The 15,868-nt window shown below is 52.1% G+C and carries 15 protein-coding genes; 14 read left to right on the top strand and 1 reads right to left on the bottom strand.

The genetic code is table 11. The features are described 5' to 3' along the window. Nucleotides 1-31 precede the first annotated feature (31 nt). The gene (gene csrD, locus QLG08_RS00600) at nucleotides 32-1,981 is read right to left on the bottom strand and encodes an RNase E specificity factor CsrD (protein WP_022622402.1); all 1,950 of its coding nucleotides are present in this window, start codon (nucleotides 1,979-1,981) and stop codon (nucleotides 32-34) included. A 285-nt stretch (nucleotides 1,982-2,266) separates the two neighbouring features. On the opposite strand from csrD, the gene msrP reads away from it, so the two are divergent. The 14 genes from msrP (at nucleotide 2,267) to QLG08_RS00530 (ending at nucleotide 15,447) form a co-directional block, all read left to right on the top strand. Further along, on the top strand, nucleotides 2,267-3,271 hold the full coding sequence (msrP, locus tag QLG08_RS00595; protein ID WP_019104913.1) for a protein-methionine-sulfoxide reductase catalytic subunit MsrP: 1,005 nt from the start codon (nucleotides 2,267-2,269) through the stop codon (nucleotides 3,269-3,271). Beyond that, on the top strand, nucleotides 3,272-3,874 hold the full coding sequence (msrQ, locus tag QLG08_RS00590) for a protein-methionine-sulfoxide reductase heme-binding subunit MsrQ (RefSeq protein WP_013027434.1): 603 nt from the start codon (nucleotides 3,272-3,274) through the stop codon (nucleotides 3,872-3,874). A gap of 221 nt (nucleotides 3,875-4,095) precedes the next feature. Further along, nucleotides 4,096-4,548: a type II 3-dehydroquinate dehydratase gene (aroQ, locus tag QLG08_RS00585; RefSeq protein WP_024472015.1), complete on the top strand. Its 453-nt coding sequence runs from the start codon at nucleotides 4,096-4,098 to the stop codon at nucleotides 4,546-4,548. Nucleotides 4,549-4,573: 25 nt separating this feature from the next. Then, nucleotides 4,574-5,038 (top strand): acetyl-CoA carboxylase biotin carboxyl carrier protein, encoded by a 465-nt coding sequence (gene accB, locus QLG08_RS00580; protein WP_013027436.1) that lies wholly within the window; start codon nucleotides 4,574-4,576, stop codon nucleotides 5,036-5,038. An 11-nt stretch (nucleotides 5,039-5,049) separates the two neighbouring features. After that, nucleotides 5,050-6,399, top strand: coding sequence for an acetyl-CoA carboxylase biotin carboxylase subunit (gene accC, locus QLG08_RS00575; RefSeq protein ID WP_013027437.1), 1,350 nt, complete (start codon nucleotides 5,050-5,052; stop codon nucleotides 6,397-6,399). A gap of 72 nt (nucleotides 6,400-6,471) precedes the next feature. Then, complete coding sequence (locus tag QLG08_RS00570) at nucleotides 6,472-6,714, top strand: YhdT family protein (RefSeq protein ID WP_014594741.1); 243 nt, start codon at nucleotides 6,472-6,474, stop codon at nucleotides 6,712-6,714. After that, nucleotides 6,704-8,149, top strand: coding sequence for a sodium/pantothenate symporter (gene panF, locus QLG08_RS00565; RefSeq protein WP_019104914.1), 1,446 nt, complete (start codon nucleotides 6,704-6,706; stop codon nucleotides 8,147-8,149). The genes QLG08_RS00570 and panF overlap by 11 nt, the downstream gene beginning before the upstream one ends. Nucleotides 8,150-8,164: 15 nt before the next feature. After that, complete coding sequence (gene prmA, locus QLG08_RS00560; protein WP_019104915.1) at nucleotides 8,165-9,049, top strand: 50S ribosomal protein L11 methyltransferase; 885 nt, start codon at nucleotides 8,165-8,167, stop codon at nucleotides 9,047-9,049. A 411-nt stretch (nucleotides 9,050-9,460) separates the two neighbouring features. Beyond that, entirely contained in the window at nucleotides 9,461-10,426 is a 966-nt protein-coding gene (gene dusB, locus QLG08_RS00555) for a tRNA dihydrouridine synthase DusB (RefSeq protein ID WP_014604881.1), read from the top strand. Nucleotides 10,427-10,449: 23 nt separating this feature from the next. Next, nucleotides 10,450-10,746, top strand: a complete 297-nt coding sequence (gene fis, locus QLG08_RS00550; protein ID WP_003855228.1) for a DNA-binding transcriptional regulator Fis — start codon at nucleotides 10,450-10,452, stop codon at nucleotides 10,744-10,746. Between the two features lie 544 nt (nucleotides 10,747-11,290). Continuing rightward, on the top strand, nucleotides 11,291-12,316 hold the full coding sequence (locus tag QLG08_RS00545; RefSeq protein WP_014604880.1) for an amino acid ABC transporter substrate-binding protein: 1,026 nt from the start codon (nucleotides 11,291-11,293) through the stop codon (nucleotides 12,314-12,316). A 70-nt stretch (nucleotides 12,317-12,386) separates the two neighbouring features. After that, on the top strand, nucleotides 12,387-13,565 hold the full coding sequence (locus tag QLG08_RS00540; RefSeq protein ID WP_014594745.1) for an amino acid ABC transporter permease: 1,179 nt from the start codon (nucleotides 12,387-12,389) through the stop codon (nucleotides 13,563-13,565). 9 nt (nucleotides 13,566-13,574) lie between these two features. Then, on the top strand, nucleotides 13,575-14,681 hold the full coding sequence (locus QLG08_RS00535) for an amino acid ABC transporter permease (RefSeq protein ID WP_026020914.1): 1,107 nt from the start codon (nucleotides 13,575-13,577) through the stop codon (nucleotides 14,679-14,681). A 7-nt stretch (nucleotides 14,682-14,688) separates the two neighbouring features. Continuing rightward, nucleotides 14,689-15,447 carry an amino acid ABC transporter ATP-binding protein gene (locus QLG08_RS00530; RefSeq protein WP_013027445.1) on the top strand — a complete coding sequence of 253 codons (759 nt, stop codon included), beginning with the start codon at nucleotides 14,689-14,691 and terminating at the stop codon, nucleotides 15,445-15,447. Nucleotides 15,448-15,868 lie beyond the last annotated feature (421 nt).

Below are 15,868 nucleotides of genomic sequence, written 5' to 3'. Positions count from 1 at the left end.
GCAGGCGATAACCCTGAAACCGGTCAAACGATTAAAAACGGTAACGTTGGGAGTACTTTTTTACGTTACTGTTAACCGGTTGTGAAGGTGAAAAAAAGTCACCCTGACCACCTTCTACACCTAACCCGACCAAAGTCTGCCACTCTGCGTGCGTTCGCACACCAGTCGCATACAGCTGCGTCCCGGTGGGTTTGCAAACATCCAGTAAGCTTCGCACGAACAGCTGGTTTTCTGTACGTCGCTCAATATTACGTACTAAACCCGCATCCAGCTTGATCAACTCAACCGGTAATTGCCGGATATAGGCACTGCTGACCACCGTCAAACCCGCCTGATTAACGGCGATGCGACAACCGAACGCCTGCAATGCGTGAAATACGGGAATCAAATCGCTGATGTGTTGACAGACGTCCCCTTCTGCAAGTTCAAATAAAAATCGCTTTCTTTGACTTTTTGGGCACTGCAGCAACATCGTGTACAACCAGGCAATAAAGGGACGTTTCAGCAACGACTCAATGTTAACGGGGATCGCCAGCGTCTCTTCCGGCCACAATTCAGAGAGTGCGGCAACGCGTAATACCATCTGCCGGTCCCAGTTCTCAGCCATACCGAGCTGCTGAACCAGGGGCATATATTCTGCCGACAGGACCTCTTTATCCCCGTCAAAAATGCGCGTGAGCAGAACGCGATGCCGCACCTTACCCTCTCTGTCCACGGCGGGCTTTTGATATAACCGGGGGCCGCCGCGACTTAAGGTATTTTCCAGCAGAGTACGCCAGCGAACGCTGCCGCGCCCGGCATCCAGGGGATTTCCTGCGCCATTGGACCAGTTGTTTCCGCCCGACAGGGTTGCCCGACGCGTGGCCATTTCAACGTTTTCCATGACCTGGGGCACCGTCTGTCCGCTGTGCCAGGCGCTGATACCAATGTGGATAAAATCGTCCCGGTTGACCATGCGCATAGGCGGCAGGGCATCGACCGCATTGATGAGGTGATCGGCGATGCTGTTAGCCTCTTTCAGGCTGCGGTGCGGCAGTAAGACCGCAAAATCGCTGCGAAAATAGCGGGCCAGAAGTGCGCCGGGGTAACGCATGACAAAGGTCGACAACATATTCACGACATTGAAGAGATACTCTTCGACCAGCACGGGCCCCAGTGAATCATCATGTGTATCAAGTTCAGGAAAACGGATCATCATGACCACGCCATGCGTGCCAACATCTTCCTGATCTTCAAGCAGCGTTGCCAGCTGACTGTCGAAGAAAAGGCGATTATTCAGCCCCGTCCGCCCGTCCTGTGCAGCGAAGGTACGAATTAAGGTATCAATGCGCACACGCTGCTCACCGGCTTCCTGTAAATCGGAGAGCAAGACGTCAATTGCCCGGCTGGCTTTGGGCGGCCACTCATCAGCATGCTTCTGGCGATAAAGCTGGCGCGCGCCGCTGAGAATTGATGCCGACCGGCTCTCCAACTGTTCCATTCCGCGCCATTGTCTTACCAGCCAGCGATGGGTGATGAACAGCGTCACCGCCATAATCAGCACCACCAGCATCAGGGCGGCAAGCGTATAGGTGGTGGGAATAGATCGTAGCCAGGTTTGTGCCGGGTCAAGTATCGTCAATTGCAAACGCATACCCGGCTGATGCATCAGCGCAATGTCAAAGTGGATGTAGCGGTTTTTTTGATGTTGCAGCATCTGGTTTTCGTGGCGGGAAAGCGTAAAAACATTCTGCCGGCCATTGTATAAAGATAATTGCTCAGCGTTGATGACGGGTAAGACCGGCGCAAGCCAGGCTTCTAACGCATCGGGCGGCTGTTTTAGCAAGACTTTATCCACTTCCGTTGCCAAAACCTGTACGCGATTTTCAACGCGTTGATGCGTGAGCCAGAAAACGCTAAAAGCACAGCCCACCAGCATTAAAACCATTGCCAGTACGCTAATAAATGTAATAAATGCAGAAAGTTTGGTAGTTAATCGCATCCCTGTGCCTGTTTCACTACGGTTGTAGCCGAATCACGCCGCCCCTCTGCCCGTCCGCCGGGAGAAATTTTGAGAAAAATAACACAAATTGTTCCCGGCGGCAGCGAGGTCGTGCATGAAGCCGAAGTATACCGTTGAGAAAGGTCCAGAGCGCTTAATTATCCTTTTTTCAGCGCATTCTCATTGGAAGGGTTTACCAGGAAATTTCACATTTTTGCGGCAAAATTCGCCAGCTTAAGTAATAGTCATCATGCTGATGATGAAAATCGAGCCGGAGAAGAGACGATGACGCTGAAAAAACGCCTGACTGAAGCTGATGTAACGCCAGAAAACATCTTTAATATGAATCGTCGTCGCGTGCTTCAGACCCTGGGTCTGGGCGCTGCCGCTATCAGCATTCCCGGCATGGCCAACGCCGATATTCTGAGTTGGTTTAAAGGCAATGACCGCCCACCCGCGCCCGCAGGCCGCCCTCTGGACTTTACCAAACCTGCACAATACCAGGCTAACCTGCCGTTGACGCCTGCAGACAAGGTTTCGGGCTATAACAATTTCTATGAGTTTGGCCTTGATAAAGCCGATCCGGCCGCCAATGCGGGGACGCTAAAGACCGATCCCTGGAAGCTGACGATTGAAGGCGAAGTGGCAAAGCCCATCACATTAGATATGGATGATATCTTCAAACGCTTTGCCATGGAGCAGCGTATCTATCGGATGCGATGCGTTGAAGCCTGGTCGATGGTGGTGCCCTGGATAGGTTTCGAACTCAATAGACTCCTGAAGCTGGCAGAACCCACCAGCAAAGCGCGTTTTGTCGCTTTCCAGACGCTTTATGCTCCCGATCAGATGCCTGGTCAAAAAGATCGCTTTATCGGCGGCGGGCTAAATTACCCTTATGTAGAAGGTTTACGTCTGGATGAAGCCATGCATCCCCTCACGATTCTGACGACAGGCGTTTACGGTAAAGCGCTGCCCCCGCAGAATGGTGCCCCGATTCGCCTGACGGTCCCGTGGAAATATGGCTTCAAGGGCATCAAGTCCATTGTGAAAATCACGCTGACGCATGATCAGCCACCGACGACCTGGAACCAGATTGCCGATAACGAGTACGGCTTCTATGCCAACGTTAATCCGCATGTTAATCATCCACGCTGGTCGCAGGCGACCGAGCGTTTTATTGGTCCGGGCAGCAGCTTTAATGTGGATCGTCAGCCAACATTACTCTTCAACGGTTATGCCGATCAGGTCGCGTCGCTGTATCGCGGTATGGATTTGCGGGAGAATTATTGAGTGCGCCTGACAATAAAGCAGATCGGCTGGCTTAAAGTCCTGCTACATCTGGCGGCTTTCTTACCGCTGGTTTACTTGATTATGGCCGCTATGCAGGGCGGTCTTAGCGCCGATCCCGCCAAAGATATCCAGCATTTTACCGGCCGTATGGCGCTGAAACTGCTACTGGCGACGCTGCTTGTCTCGCCGTTAACGCGCATCGCCAAACAGCCTTTACTCATTCGCACCCGACGGCTGCTGGGGATCTGGACTTTTTTCTGGGCCAGCCTGCATTTAACCAGCTACTACCTGCTGGAACTGGGCATTAACAACCTTGGTCTGCTCGGTAGCGAACTGATTTCACGCCCCTATCTCACGCTGGGAATTATTTGCTGGTTTATTCTGCTGGCGCTGGCGGTGACCTCTTTTCAACGCATGCAGCGAAAACTGGGCAGACGCTGGCAAACCTTGCACAACGCGATTTATCTGGTCGCGATTTTGGCCCCAATTCACTACATATGGTCGGTAAAAATCCTTTCTCCCCAGCCTGTCATCTACGCGCTTTTCGCCCTGATCCTGTTAGCCTGGCGCTATAAAAAGTTCATTAAATGGTGGCCGCGTTAGCCTCTGCGCTTCTCCTAACGTCTGCGAAAAATGGGGTCCACAGGCCGCACCCGATCAACTTCGCAGATAAGACCAGTATTTTGCTGCGAAATGCCACGAAACGGATATAATGCCCGGCTTTATTGCGATATGACGCTTCTTTTTTACTGTGACGGGTGACAAATGGAAAGCGGCAAGGTATTTTACGCGATGCCTCAATGATTGCGGGAGATGGCAGCAAGATGGCCGACAAATTACATATTCTGCTTTTGAACGGTCCCAACCTTAATCTGTTAGGGACGCGCGAGCCTGAAAAATACGGGGATGTCACCCTGGATCAGATCGTTTCCGATTTGAGCCATCAGGCAGACCAGCTGAATGTAAGATTAAGCCATATGCAATCCAATGCTGAATTTCAGCTTATTGATCGCATTCATGAGGCAAAAGGCAATGTGGATTATATCCTTATCAATCCTGCTGCGTTTACGCATACCAGCGTAGCATTACGTGATGCGCTGCTAGCGGTGAATATTCCCTTTATCGAAGTTCACCTGTCAAATGTGCACGGTCGCGAGCCTTTTCGCCATCACTCCTATTTTTCTGATGTCTCTGCTGGCGTCATTTGTGGGCTTGGCGCTGACGGTTACTCGTGGGCATTGCAAACGGCAGTAAAGCGCCTGTCTCATACTAATTAATCAAACTGAGTACGGAACCCCATTCATGGATATTCGTAAAATTAAAAAACTGATCGAACTGGTTGAAGAATCTGGCATTTCTGAGCTGGAAATCTCCGAAGGCGAAGAGTCTGTTCGCATCAGTCGCGCACCTGCAAATACCGGTTACCCAATGATGCAACAGGCTTATGCCGCGCCGGTTGCTCAACAGCCTGCTCTGGCGACAGCCGTTGCACCTGTTGCCGCCGTTGCAGAAGCCGCGCCTGCTGAGATCAGCGGCCACATCGTACGTTCACCAATGGTAGGAACCTTCTATCGCACACCAAGCCCGGATGCAAAAGCGTTCGTGGAAGTGGGTCAGAAAGTCAATGCAGGTGACACGCTGTGCATCGTTGAAGCCATGAAAATGATGAACCAGATTGAAGCGGATAAGTCTGGCGTTGTTAAAGCCATTCTGGTGGAAAGTGGTCAGCCGGTAGAATTTGACGAGCCACTTGTTGTCATCGAATAACGGGGCGAACCATGCTGGATAAAATTGTTATTGCTAACCGCGGTGAGATTGCGCTGCGCATTCTGCGTGCCTGTAAAGAACTGGGCATCAAGACTGTCGCGGTCCATTCAAGCGCGGATCGTGACCTGAAGCACGTGCTGCTGGCAGACGAAACGGTTTGCATCGGCCCGGCGCAGTCGGTCAAAAGTTACCTCAACATCCCGGCGCTGATTTCTGCCGCTGAGATCACCGGCGCGGTGGCGATTCACCCCGGCTACGGCTTCCTTTCTGAGAACGCCGATTTTGCTGAGCAGGTTGAGCGCTCTGGCTTTATCTTCGTCGGTCCGAAAGCCGATACCATTCGCCTGATGGGCGATAAAGTGTCCGCGATTACCGCGATGAAGAAAGCGGGCGTTCCTACCGTCCCCGGCTCCGATGGCTCGCTCACCGATGACATGGAAAAAAACCGTGCCTTCGCCAAGCGCATCGGCTATCCGGTTATTATCAAAGCCTCTGGCGGCGGCGGCGGTCGCGGCATGCGCGTTGTGCGTAGCGATAAAGATCTGGAACAATCCATCAACATGACGAAAGCGGAAGCCAAAGCGGCTTTCAACAACGACATGGTTTACATGGAAAAGTATCTGGAGAATCCACGCCATATCGAGATTCAGGTACTGGCCGACGGCCAGGGCAATGCCATTTATCTGGGCGAACGCGACTGTTCAATGCAGCGTCGTCACCAGAAGGTCGTGGAAGAAGCGCCAGCACCGGGGATCACGCCAGAATTGCGTTCCTTCATCGGTGAGCGTTGCACCCGAGCCTGTATTGACATTGGCTATCGCGGGGCAGGTACGTTTGAATTCCTGTATGAAAACGGCGAGTTCTATTTCATTGAAATGAACACCCGTATCCAGGTTGAGCATCCGGTTACCGAGATGATCACCGGCGTTGACCTGATTAAAGAGCAACTGCGTATTGCTGCGGGTCAGCCGCTGTCAATCAAGCAGGAAGACGTGATTATTCGCGGTCATGCGGTCGAGTGCCGTATCAACGCGGAAGATCCGGTTAGCTTCCTGCCAAGCCCGGGCAAAATCACCCGCTTCCATGCGCCGGGTGGTTTTGGCGTGCGTTGGGAATCTCATATTTATGCCGGTTACAGCGTACCGCCTTATTATGACTCCATGATTGGCAAGTTAATCACCTACGGTGAAACCCGCGATATCGCCATTGCACGTATGAAAAATGCCCTGGCGGAGCTGATTATCGACGGTATCAAAACCAACATCGAACTGCAGATGAAAATCATGTCCGATGAGAACTTCCAGCAGGGTGGAACCAATATCCACTATCTGGAGAAAAAGCTTGGCCTGCACGAGAAGTAATCGCCACGCTGAGTCAGTCTGAGGCCGGATATTCCGGCCTTTTTCTTTTCCCGCTGGCGTTGAGGTCACACTATGGACGCGCGTTATTTACAGGCTCATAAAGAAGCTCGCTGGTCACTCTATCTGACGCTGGCCTGGTTAGCCGTCTGGGGCGGTTCTGCCTGGTTAGGGGGAAATGCCACTGGCCTGACCGGCTTACCTCGCTGGTTTGAGCTCTCCTGTCTTTTTGCCCCCCTGCTGTTCATTTTTTTATGCTGGATGATGGTGCGTAAGATCTTCCGGAATATGTCGCTGGAGGATGAAAATGAATACTGAAATCATTCTTCCACTGCTGGCTTATCTGGCTGTTATCGCGGGCCTTTCCGTCTTTGCGATGCGAAAACAACGCCAGGGAAATTTCCTGACTGAGTATTTCCTGGGCAGCCGCTCAATGGGCGGATTTGTCCTGGCAATGACCATTACGACCACCTATATCAGTGCGAGCTCGTTTATCGGCGGGCCGGGTGCAGCCTATAAGTATGGCCTGGGCTGGGTGCTGCTGGCTATGGTACAGGTGCCTGCTGTCTGGCTGTCGTTAGGCGTGCTGGGTAAAAAGTTTGCCATTCTGGCGCGCAAGCACAACGCCGTGACCCTTAACGATATGCTCTATGCACGCTATGGCAGTACGCTGCTGGTCTGGTTAGCCAGCCTGAGCCTGCTGGTTGCCTTCGTGGGCGCGATGGCCGTGCAGTTTATTGGTGGCGCGCGTCTGCTGGAAACCGCTGCCGGGATCCCTTACGACACCGGCCTGTTGATCTTTGGCGGCACAATAGCGCTTTATACGGCCTTCGGCGGCTTCCGCGCCAGTGTGCTGAATGATGCGATGCAGGGCGTGGTGATGCTGATAGGCACGTTTTTACTGCTGTTTGCCGTTATTCACCACGCTGGCGGTATTCACTCGGCCGTCGATAAACTGCACGCCATCGATCCCAAGCTGCTGTCGCCGGAGGGACCGGGCGATATTATTACGCCCACGTTCCTGAGCTCGTTTATCGTGCTGGTCTGCTTTGGCGTCATCGGCCTGCCGCACACCGCCGTTCGCTGTATCTCTTACAAGGACAGTAAAGCGGTACACCGGGCTATTGTGCTTGGCACCATTGTTGTTGTGCTCCTGATGCTGGGAATGCATCTGGCCGGGGCGCTCGGACGCGCGGTATTACCTGACCTGACCGTGCCGGACAGCGTTATCCCTACGCTGATGATCACCGTGCTACCACCACTGGCTGCCGGGCTGTTTTTAGCCGCGCCGATGGCGGCGATCATGTCCACTATCAATGCCCAGTTGCTGCAGGCCTCCGCTACGCTGGTGAAAGATCTCTACCTGCGCCTTGCACCGCAGCAAATCGATAATGAGCCGCGGTTGCGAATATTATCGGGAACGGTGACCTTTTTGCTGGGTGTCATACTGCTGTTTGTCGCCTGGCATCCGCCAGACATGATTATCTGGCTCAACCTGCTGGCTTTTGGTGGTCTGGAAGCCGTGTTCTTATGGCCGCTGGTGCTGGGTTTATATTGGGAGCGCGCTAATGCCGCCGGCGCTGTCAGCGGCATGGTGGTGGGCGGAGGATGTTATGCCGTTCTGGCAACCTTTGGTCTGCAACTATGGGGTTTTCATCCCATTGTGCCGTCATTAATGTTAAGTCTGCTGGCGTTCCTGGTCGGCAACCTGTTTGGGCGCTTACCGCATGCGGTTGATGCACCACAACACTGAATTAAGAGAGACGTTATGCCTTGGATTCAAATCAAAATTAACAGTTCTGGCGCAAACGCGGAAGGACTGAGCGACGCGCTAATGGAAGTCGGTGCCGTGTCTGTGACCTTTCAGGACACAAACGATACGCCGGTATATGAACCTATGCCGGGTGAAACGCGTTTATGGGGTGATACCGACGTTATCGGATTGTTCGACGCTGAAAGCGACATGGATGGCGTGATTGCGGAACTGTCTCAACATCCGCTGCTCGGCGAGAATTTCCGTCACAAGATCGAGCAGATCGAAGACAAAGACTGGGAACGTGAATGGATGGAAAACTTCCATCCTATGCGGTTCGGTGAGCGTTTGTGGATCTGTCCAAGCTGGCGCGATGTACCCGACCCCGATGCCGTCAATGTGATGCTCGATCCCGGCCTGGCGTTCGGAACCGGCACGCACCCCACCACTTCACTGTGCCTGACGTGGCTCGACGGCCTGGATCTCGCGGGTAAAACCGTGATCGATTTTGGCTGCGGTTCAGGGATCCTGGCAATTGCGGCGCTTAAACTTGGGGCGGAGCAGGCTATTGGTATTGATATTGATCCCCAGGCGATCCAGGCCAGCCGCGACAACGCCGAGCGCAATGGGGTGGCCGATCGTTTATCCCTGTATCTGCCGCATCAGCAGCCGGAAAACCTGCAGGCTGATGTCGTGGTCGCGAATATCCTGGCCGGGCCGCTCCGCGAGCTGGCACCGCTTATTGGTGTCCTGCCTAAATCTGGCGGGCATCTTGGTTTGTCAGGCGTACTGGAGAGCCAGGCTGAAAGCGTCTGTGAAGCTTACAGGACGCATTTTGCGCTCGATCCCGTTGCAGTCAAGGAAGAGTGGTGTCGTATTACAGGCGTTAAAACCGCTTAGCCTTTCAGGCATTGCAGGTACCAACAGCAGCCCTGGCGGATCGGCAGGGCTGTTAAACATTCGTTACTGTCCGTTCAGTGTTTCACCCAGAGCCGCGATTGCAATCGGCTGAGGCTAAACCCTCCTGTGGCGCAGTCTTTGTGGTTGATAAAACCGCTGCTTGTATCGTTAATCACGGTATGTGACGTTTTTTATCTGGTGAATACCGAATCTTCGTCGGAAAAACCTTTGTTCACAAAATAAACACAAACACTTAATCTACTGATTTATCTTGTTATTTATCCTTATCAACAGGGTCCGGGCAGGATAAAAGCGGTTTTCTTGTGAATTGTTCAAAGTTTGGCCTTTCATCTTCATAAAAAAATGCGTAATATACGCCGCCTTGCAGACACAGTATGGCATTACGACTTCATGCGCATTGGAAACCTCCAGCTGAGAAATCGACTGATTGCAGCGCCGATGGCCGGTATTACCGACAGGCCTTTCAGAACGCTTTGTCACGAGATGGGTGCAGGAATGGCGGTTTCTGAGATGTTGTCATCAAATCCCGAAGTCTGGGCCAGTGACAAATCTCGTTTACGCATGGTGCACAGTGATGAACCCGGCATTCGTGCCGTCCAGATTGCAGGCTGTGATCCCAGTGAGATGGCCCAGGCTGCACGTATTAATGTTGATGCTGGTGCACAGGTTATTGATATTAATATGGGTTGCCCGGCGAAAAAGGTGAACCGCAAAATGGCGGGCTCCGCCTTACTGCAGTATCCCTCAGTAGTAGAGTCAATTCTCTCTGCCGTGGTAAATGCTGTTGATGTCCCGGTAACACTGAAAATCCGTACCGGATGGGATCCAGAAAACAGAAACTGTGTCGCGATTGCCCAATTGGCTGAACGCTGTGGCATTCAGGCTTTGACGATACATGGCCGCACTCGTGCCTGCCTGTTCAACGGAGACGCTGAATACGACAGTATTCGGACAGTTAAGCAGAGTGTTTCTATTCCGATTATCGCGAATGGAGACATAACTGACCCGCATAAAGCCAGAGCAGTGCTCGACTACACCGGAGCCGATGCTCTGATGATAGGACGTGCTGCTCAGGGAAGACCGTGGATCTTCCGGGAAATCCAGCATTATCTGGACACTGGGGAGCTGCTTGCCCCGCTGCCACTGGCAGAGGTCAAGCGTTTGCTTGTTTCGCATATACGTGAGCTGCACGACTTTTACGGTTCAGGCAAGGGATACCGTATAGCGCGAAAGCACGTCTCCTGGTATCTCCAGGAACATGCCCCAAATGACCAGTTTCGGCGCACATTCAACGCCATTGAGGATGCCAGCGAACAGCTGGAGGCGTTGGAGGCATACTTCGAAAATCTTGCGTAACGAAATAAAGAGCTGAAAGAACTATGTTCGAACAACGCGTAAATTCTGACGTACTGACCGTTTCTACCGTTAACTCACAGGATCAGGTAACTCAAAAACCTTTGCGTGATTCGGTTAAACAGGCACTGAAGAACTATTTTGCTCAACTGAATGGTCAGGATGTTAGTGACCTGTATGAGCTGGTTTTGGCTGAAGTCGAGCAGCCTCTGTTGGACATGGTGATGCAGTATACCCGTGGCAACCAGACCCGTGCTGCCCTGATGATGGGTATCAACCGCGGTACGCTGCGTAAGAAACTGAAAAAATACGGCATGAACTGATTCAGGTTCAGGCCGTTAATCTCGCCAGCCTCAGGGCTGGCGTTTTTATTTGTGCCCTGACACACAAATTGTTTTAAAACTTGTGAAACAGTTGCGTCAAATATGGTAACTGTAGTTGCAGTCGCCAGCGTGATTTTTAACGGGCTGCCTTTTTCATATCGTCCTCATTTCCAACCCTGTCTTTTCCCGTTTCCTGCCTCTCAGCCCCGCTATAGCGGCCTTGTGTGAGCCTGCTTTACTTTTTTCGCAACGAGCACCCTGCTTGCAGTCAGCGCATGCAACGCTGCTCACAATGTTGCTAAATAGTGAAACATTTTGCACTAAATGTGATCCCTACGACTCGAAATGCTTCCTTTTGGTGCGTCATATTAACGCAGCCTTCCAGATAATTCAGATTATTACCCGATCTTTCAGGTGACTTCAGGATTCTGCAAACCTGGCACTGGCTTTGCAAAGTCGTGGGGGGCCGTTCGCCACAGACAGGACGCACAATAAAGTGCGCAATACATAACAACACAACATGACATGCCACACAGGATGCTTTATGAAAAAGATGATGCTCTCTACTCTGGTTGCTGCGGCTTCTCTGCTTGCCGTTGCTCAGCAGGCCCATGCAGGCCCTACACTCGATGCGATTAAAAAGAAAGGCTTCATTCAGTGTGGGATCAGCGATGGCCTGCCGGGGTTCTCTTATGCGGATGCCAGCGGCAAATTTACCGGCCTTGATGTGGATATCTGTCGTGCTGCCGCGGCCGCCGTATTTGGCGACGCCACAAAAGTGAAGTACACCCCGCTGACGGCAAAAGAGCGTTTTACCGCGCTGCAGTCCGGCGAAGTCGATGTGCTTTCTCGCAACACCACCTGGACTTCATCACGTGACGGCGGCATGGGCTTCATGTTTACCGGCGTCAACTACTACGACGGCATTGGCTTCCTGACTCACAAGAAAGCGGGTCTGAAGAGCGCGAAAGAACTCGACGGTGCGACCGTCTGTATTCAGGCGGGCACCGATACCGAGCTGAACGTCGCTGACTTCTTCAAAGCCAACAAAATGCAGTACACGCCGGTCACCTTCGATCGCTCTGATGAATCCGCTAAGGCACTGGACAGCGGTCGTTGCGATACGCTGGCATCTGACCAGTCTCAGCTGTACGCCCTGCGCATTAAATTAGGTAAGCCAGACGACTTTATCGTCTTGCCTGAAGTGATTTCTAAAGAACCACTGGGGCCGCTTGTACGTCGCGGTGATGATGACTGGTTCACCATTGTTAAGTGGTCGCTTTTCGCCATGCTGAACGCCGAAGAGATGGGCATCAACTCCAAAAACGTTGATGAAATGACGGCTAAACCGGCAACACCTGATATGGCTCACCTGCTGGGCGCTGAAGGTGATTTCGGCAAAGACCTGAAGCTGGATAACAAATGGGCTTACAACATCATTAAACAGGTAGGTAACTATCAGGAAAGTTTTGATCGCAACGTCGGTAAAGACAGCCCGTTAAAAATCGCTCGTGGCCAGAATGCACTCTGGAATCAGGGCGGTATTCAGTACGCGCCACCGGTACGTTAATCGCGCCTCAACCCGTCGGGCACCGTTTTCTACGGTGCCCCAGCAAAGCTTTTGTTATTGAGGTTTAAACATGTCACAACGCCCAACCGTGAAAAGGGATTTTTCGTTCGGTAATCCCACGGTTCGAGCCTGGCTTTACCAGATAGTTGCGATCATTATTGTAGTTGCTGTGGTGGGCTACCTTATCCACAACACCGTTATCAATCTCGCTAATCGCGGTATTACTTCCGGGTTTGGTTTTCTGGAGCGCAATGCGGGTTTCGGCATTGTTCAGCATCTTATTGACTACACTGAGGGTGACACCTACGCACGCGTCTTTCTGGTCGGGCTGACCAATACGTTACTGGTTTCGGCACTCTGTATTGTTTTTGCATCTGTTCTGGGTTTTTTTATCGGACTGGCACGCCTGTCAGATAACTGGTTACTGCGTAAAATCGCCAATATCTATATTGAAACTTTCCGCAATATTCCTCCCTTACTCCAGATCTTCTTTTGGTATTTTGCGGTATTACGTAACCTGCCCGGCCCCCGTCAGGCGCTCAATGCTTTCGATCTGGCCTTCGTCAGCAACCGTGGCCTGTATGTGCCCTGGCCGACCTATGCACCGGGAAGCTGGCCATTTGTTTTTGCCCTCGTTTTGGCTGTTGTCGCGAGTTACGCCCTGTTCCGCTTCAACCGTCAGCATCAGCTTAAAACCGGTCAATTTCGTCGCACCTGGCCTGTCGCCATTTTGATGTTGTTACTCTTTCCCTTCATTGCACATCTGGGCTTTGGCGCAGCCATGCATTGGGACATTCCTGAGTTACGCGGCTTTAACTTTAGGGGCGGTTTCGTCATGATTCCTGAGCTGGCGGCACTGACGCTGGCGCTGTCGATTTATACCTCCTCGTTTATTGCGGAAGTCATTCGATCAGGTATTCAGGCTGTGCCCTATGGGCAGCATGAGGCGGCCCGCTCGCTGGGATTACCCAATCCGGTCACCTTGCGTCAGGTTATTATCCCTCAGGCGATGCGCGTGATCATTCCTCCCCTTACCAGCCAGTATCTGAATATTGTGAAGAACTCTTCTCTGGCTGCGGCAATTGGCTATCCCGATATGGTGTCGTTGTTTGCCGGAACGGTCCTGAATCAGACCGGCCAGGCCATCGAAACCATTGCTATCACCATGAGCGTCTATCTGATTATCAGCCTGCTAATTTCAATGTTGATGAACTTCTACAACCGCAAAATCGCGCTGGTTGAGCGTTAAGAGAACGGGATAACTATGTCTGTCACTACACACGAAACACCGCAGATAGCCTCATCACCGCTGAGCCGGGCCTGGCTGTGGGCGCGCAAAAATCTGTTTTCAGGGTGGTTTAATACCTGTCTGACGCTGCTTTGCATCTGGCTTATCTGGCATGTGATTCCACCTGCTCTGAACTGGCTGATCTTCGATGCAAACTGGTTCGGCACAACACGCGCAGACTGTACGAAAGAGGGGGCATGTTGGGTCTTTATTCATGCCCGCTTTGGCCAGTTTATGTATGGGCTTTATCCACATGAACTGCGCTGGCGCATCAACCTGGCGCTGGTCATTGGGCTGGCATCCATTGTGCCGATGTTTATTAAACGGCTGCCTTACCGTGGACGCTACATTGCCGCATGGGCAGTATGCTATCCCCTTGTTGTCTGGTTTCTGTTGTATGGCGGTTTCTTAGGGCTGGACCGGGTGGAAACCCGTCAATGGGGTGGGCTTACACTGACGCTGATCATTGCATCCGTTGGTATCGCTGGCGCCTTACCGCTGGGGATTTTACTGGCGCTGGGACGACGCTCCCGGATGCCGGTGGTGCGAACGCTGTCAGTGATTTTTATTGAGTTCTGGCGCGGCGTGCCGCTGATAACCGTTCTGTTTATGTCTTCGGTCATGTTGCCGTTGTTTATGGCAGAAGGAACGACCATCGACAAACTGGTGCGTGCACTGGTTGGCGTGATCTTGTTCCAGTCGGCTTATGTGGCAGAGGTGGTACGTGGTGGACTGCAAGCCTTGCCTAAGGGGCAGTATGAAGCTGCTGAATCGCTGGCTTTGGGATACTGGAAGACGCAAATGCTGGTCATCCTTCCGCAGGCCTTAAAGCTGACTATTCCAGGACTGGTGAATACCATTATCGCGTTATTCAAAGATACCAGCCTGGTCATCATTATTGGTTTATTCGATCTGTTTAGTAGCGTGCAGCAGGCTACCGTCGATCCCGCCTGGCTAGGCATGTCTACTGAAGGCTATGTCTTTGCCGCGCTGGTCTACTGGATTTTCTGTTTTAGCATGTCGCGTTACAGCCAGTATCTGGAAAAACGTTTTCACACCGGGCGCAAATCGCACTGAGGTTTCTATGACACAAATAATAACTGATTCAACCAATGCGATGATTTCGCTGGAAAATGTGAACAAGTGGTACGGGCAATTCCATGTGCTGAAAGATATTAATCTTCAGGTTAAACCCCAGGAACGTATCGTCTTGTGTGGTCCATCAGGTTCAGGCAAATCCACCACAATTCGCTGCATCAACCATCTTGAAGAACACCAGAAGGGCCGTATTGTGGTTGATGGTATTCATTTGAATGATGATGTGCGCAACATTGAGCGGGTCCGTACCGAGGTCGGTATGGTGTTTCAACATTTTAACCTTTTCCCTCATCTTACCGTTTTGCAGAACTGCACGCTGGCGCCCATGTGGGTGCGTAAAATTGCCAAAAAGGAAGCCGAAGAGCTTGCTATGCACTACCTCAAGCGTGTTCGTATTGAAGAACATGCGCATAAGTTTCCCGGCCAGCTTTCTGGGGGACAGCAGCAGCGCGTAGCTATCGCACGTTCGCTATGCATGAAGCCTAAAATCATGCTGTTTGATGAGCCGACCTCTGCTCTGGATCCAGAGATGGTGAAGGAAGTGCTCGATACGATGATTGGACTGGCCGAAGATGGTATGACAATGCTTTGTGTGACGCACGAAATGGGCTTTGCCCGTACGGTAGCCGACAGAGTGATCTTTATGGATCGCGGTGAGATCGTGGAAGTCGCTCCTCCGCAGGAGTTTTTTGCTAATCCTCGGTCAGAGCGTACCCGCGCTTTCCTGTCCCAGGTTATCCACTAACCCCTCTTATCTCTCCCCGCATCTTCGTCTACGACGGAGGTGCGGTTTCCCCCCATGACGCTCAGCATAATATTCTTCTGCTACGCGAATAATCGCACTGCGTTAACTGTGGTTGCACAACGCCTCAGCTGCCAGCGTTGCTTATAATCGCGTTTCATTACGCTAACAACCCTGTTTGAGCTCAGTTGCCCGGTTTTTAGCCGGCGTTTTATTGATATGGAAAGGAGCATTCGAAAGTTTTCAGTGCCCAAAGGGGGCCTTCCGCGCGCCATAATCGGCTCAGTATTGGCTTTTTACCGCGTTGCAGACGTAAAAAAGCCCCGCACTTTCGTACGGGGCTTTTCTGTTTGATGCCTGGCAGTTCCCTACTCTCGCATGGGGAGACCCCACACTACCATCGGCGCTACGGCGTTTCACTTCT

The sequence above is a fragment of the Pantoea sp. V106_11 genome (genome assembly GCF_029967885.1).
Classification (GTDB): Bacteria; Pseudomonadota; Gammaproteobacteria; order Enterobacterales; family Enterobacteriaceae; genus Pantoea; species Pantoea ananatis.
Note: the sequence above shows the minus strand (reverse complement) of the source record. Positions and strands in the feature narration are given on the sequence as shown.

Excerpts from the sequence above, each read along its gene's own strand:
- accB (WP_013027436.1), top strand. The coding sequence starts at position 4,574 with ATGGATATTCGTAAAATTAAAAAACTGATCGAACTGGTTGAAGAATCT.
- dusB (WP_014604881.1), top strand. The coding sequence starts at position 9,461 with ATGCGCATTGGAAACCTCCAGCTGAGAAATCGACTGATTGCAGCGCCG.
- msrP (WP_019104913.1), top strand. The coding sequence starts at position 2,267 with ATGACGCTGAAAAAACGCCTGACTGAAGCTGATGTAACGCCAGAAAAC.
- QLG08_RS00540 (WP_014594745.1), top strand. The coding sequence starts at position 12,387 with ATGTCACAACGCCCAACCGTGAAAAGGGATTTTTCGTTCGGTAATCCC.
- QLG08_RS00530 (WP_013027445.1), top strand. The coding sequence starts at position 14,689 with ATGACACAAATAATAACTGATTCAACCAATGCGATGATTTCGCTGGAA.
- aroQ (WP_024472015.1), top strand. The coding sequence starts at position 4,096 with ATGGCCGACAAATTACATATTCTGCTTTTGAACGGTCCCAACCTTAAT.
- QLG08_RS00545 (WP_014604880.1), top strand. The coding sequence starts at position 11,291 with ATGAAAAAGATGATGCTCTCTACTCTGGTTGCTGCGGCTTCTCTGCTT.
- panF (WP_019104914.1), top strand. The coding sequence starts at position 6,704 with ATGAATACTGAAATCATTCTTCCACTGCTGGCTTATCTGGCTGTTATC.
- csrD (WP_022622402.1), bottom strand. The coding sequence starts at position 1,981 with ATGCGATTAACTACCAAACTTTCTGCATTTATTACATTTATTAGCGTA.
- QLG08_RS00570 (WP_014594741.1), top strand. The coding sequence starts at position 6,472 with ATGGACGCGCGTTATTTACAGGCTCATAAAGAAGCTCGCTGGTCACTC.
- prmA (WP_019104915.1), top strand. The coding sequence starts at position 8,165 with ATGCCTTGGATTCAAATCAAAATTAACAGTTCTGGCGCAAACGCGGAA.
- fis (WP_003855228.1), top strand. The coding sequence starts at position 10,450 with ATGTTCGAACAACGCGTAAATTCTGACGTACTGACCGTTTCTACCGTT.
- accC (WP_013027437.1), top strand. The coding sequence starts at position 5,050 with ATGCTGGATAAAATTGTTATTGCTAACCGCGGTGAGATTGCGCTGCGC.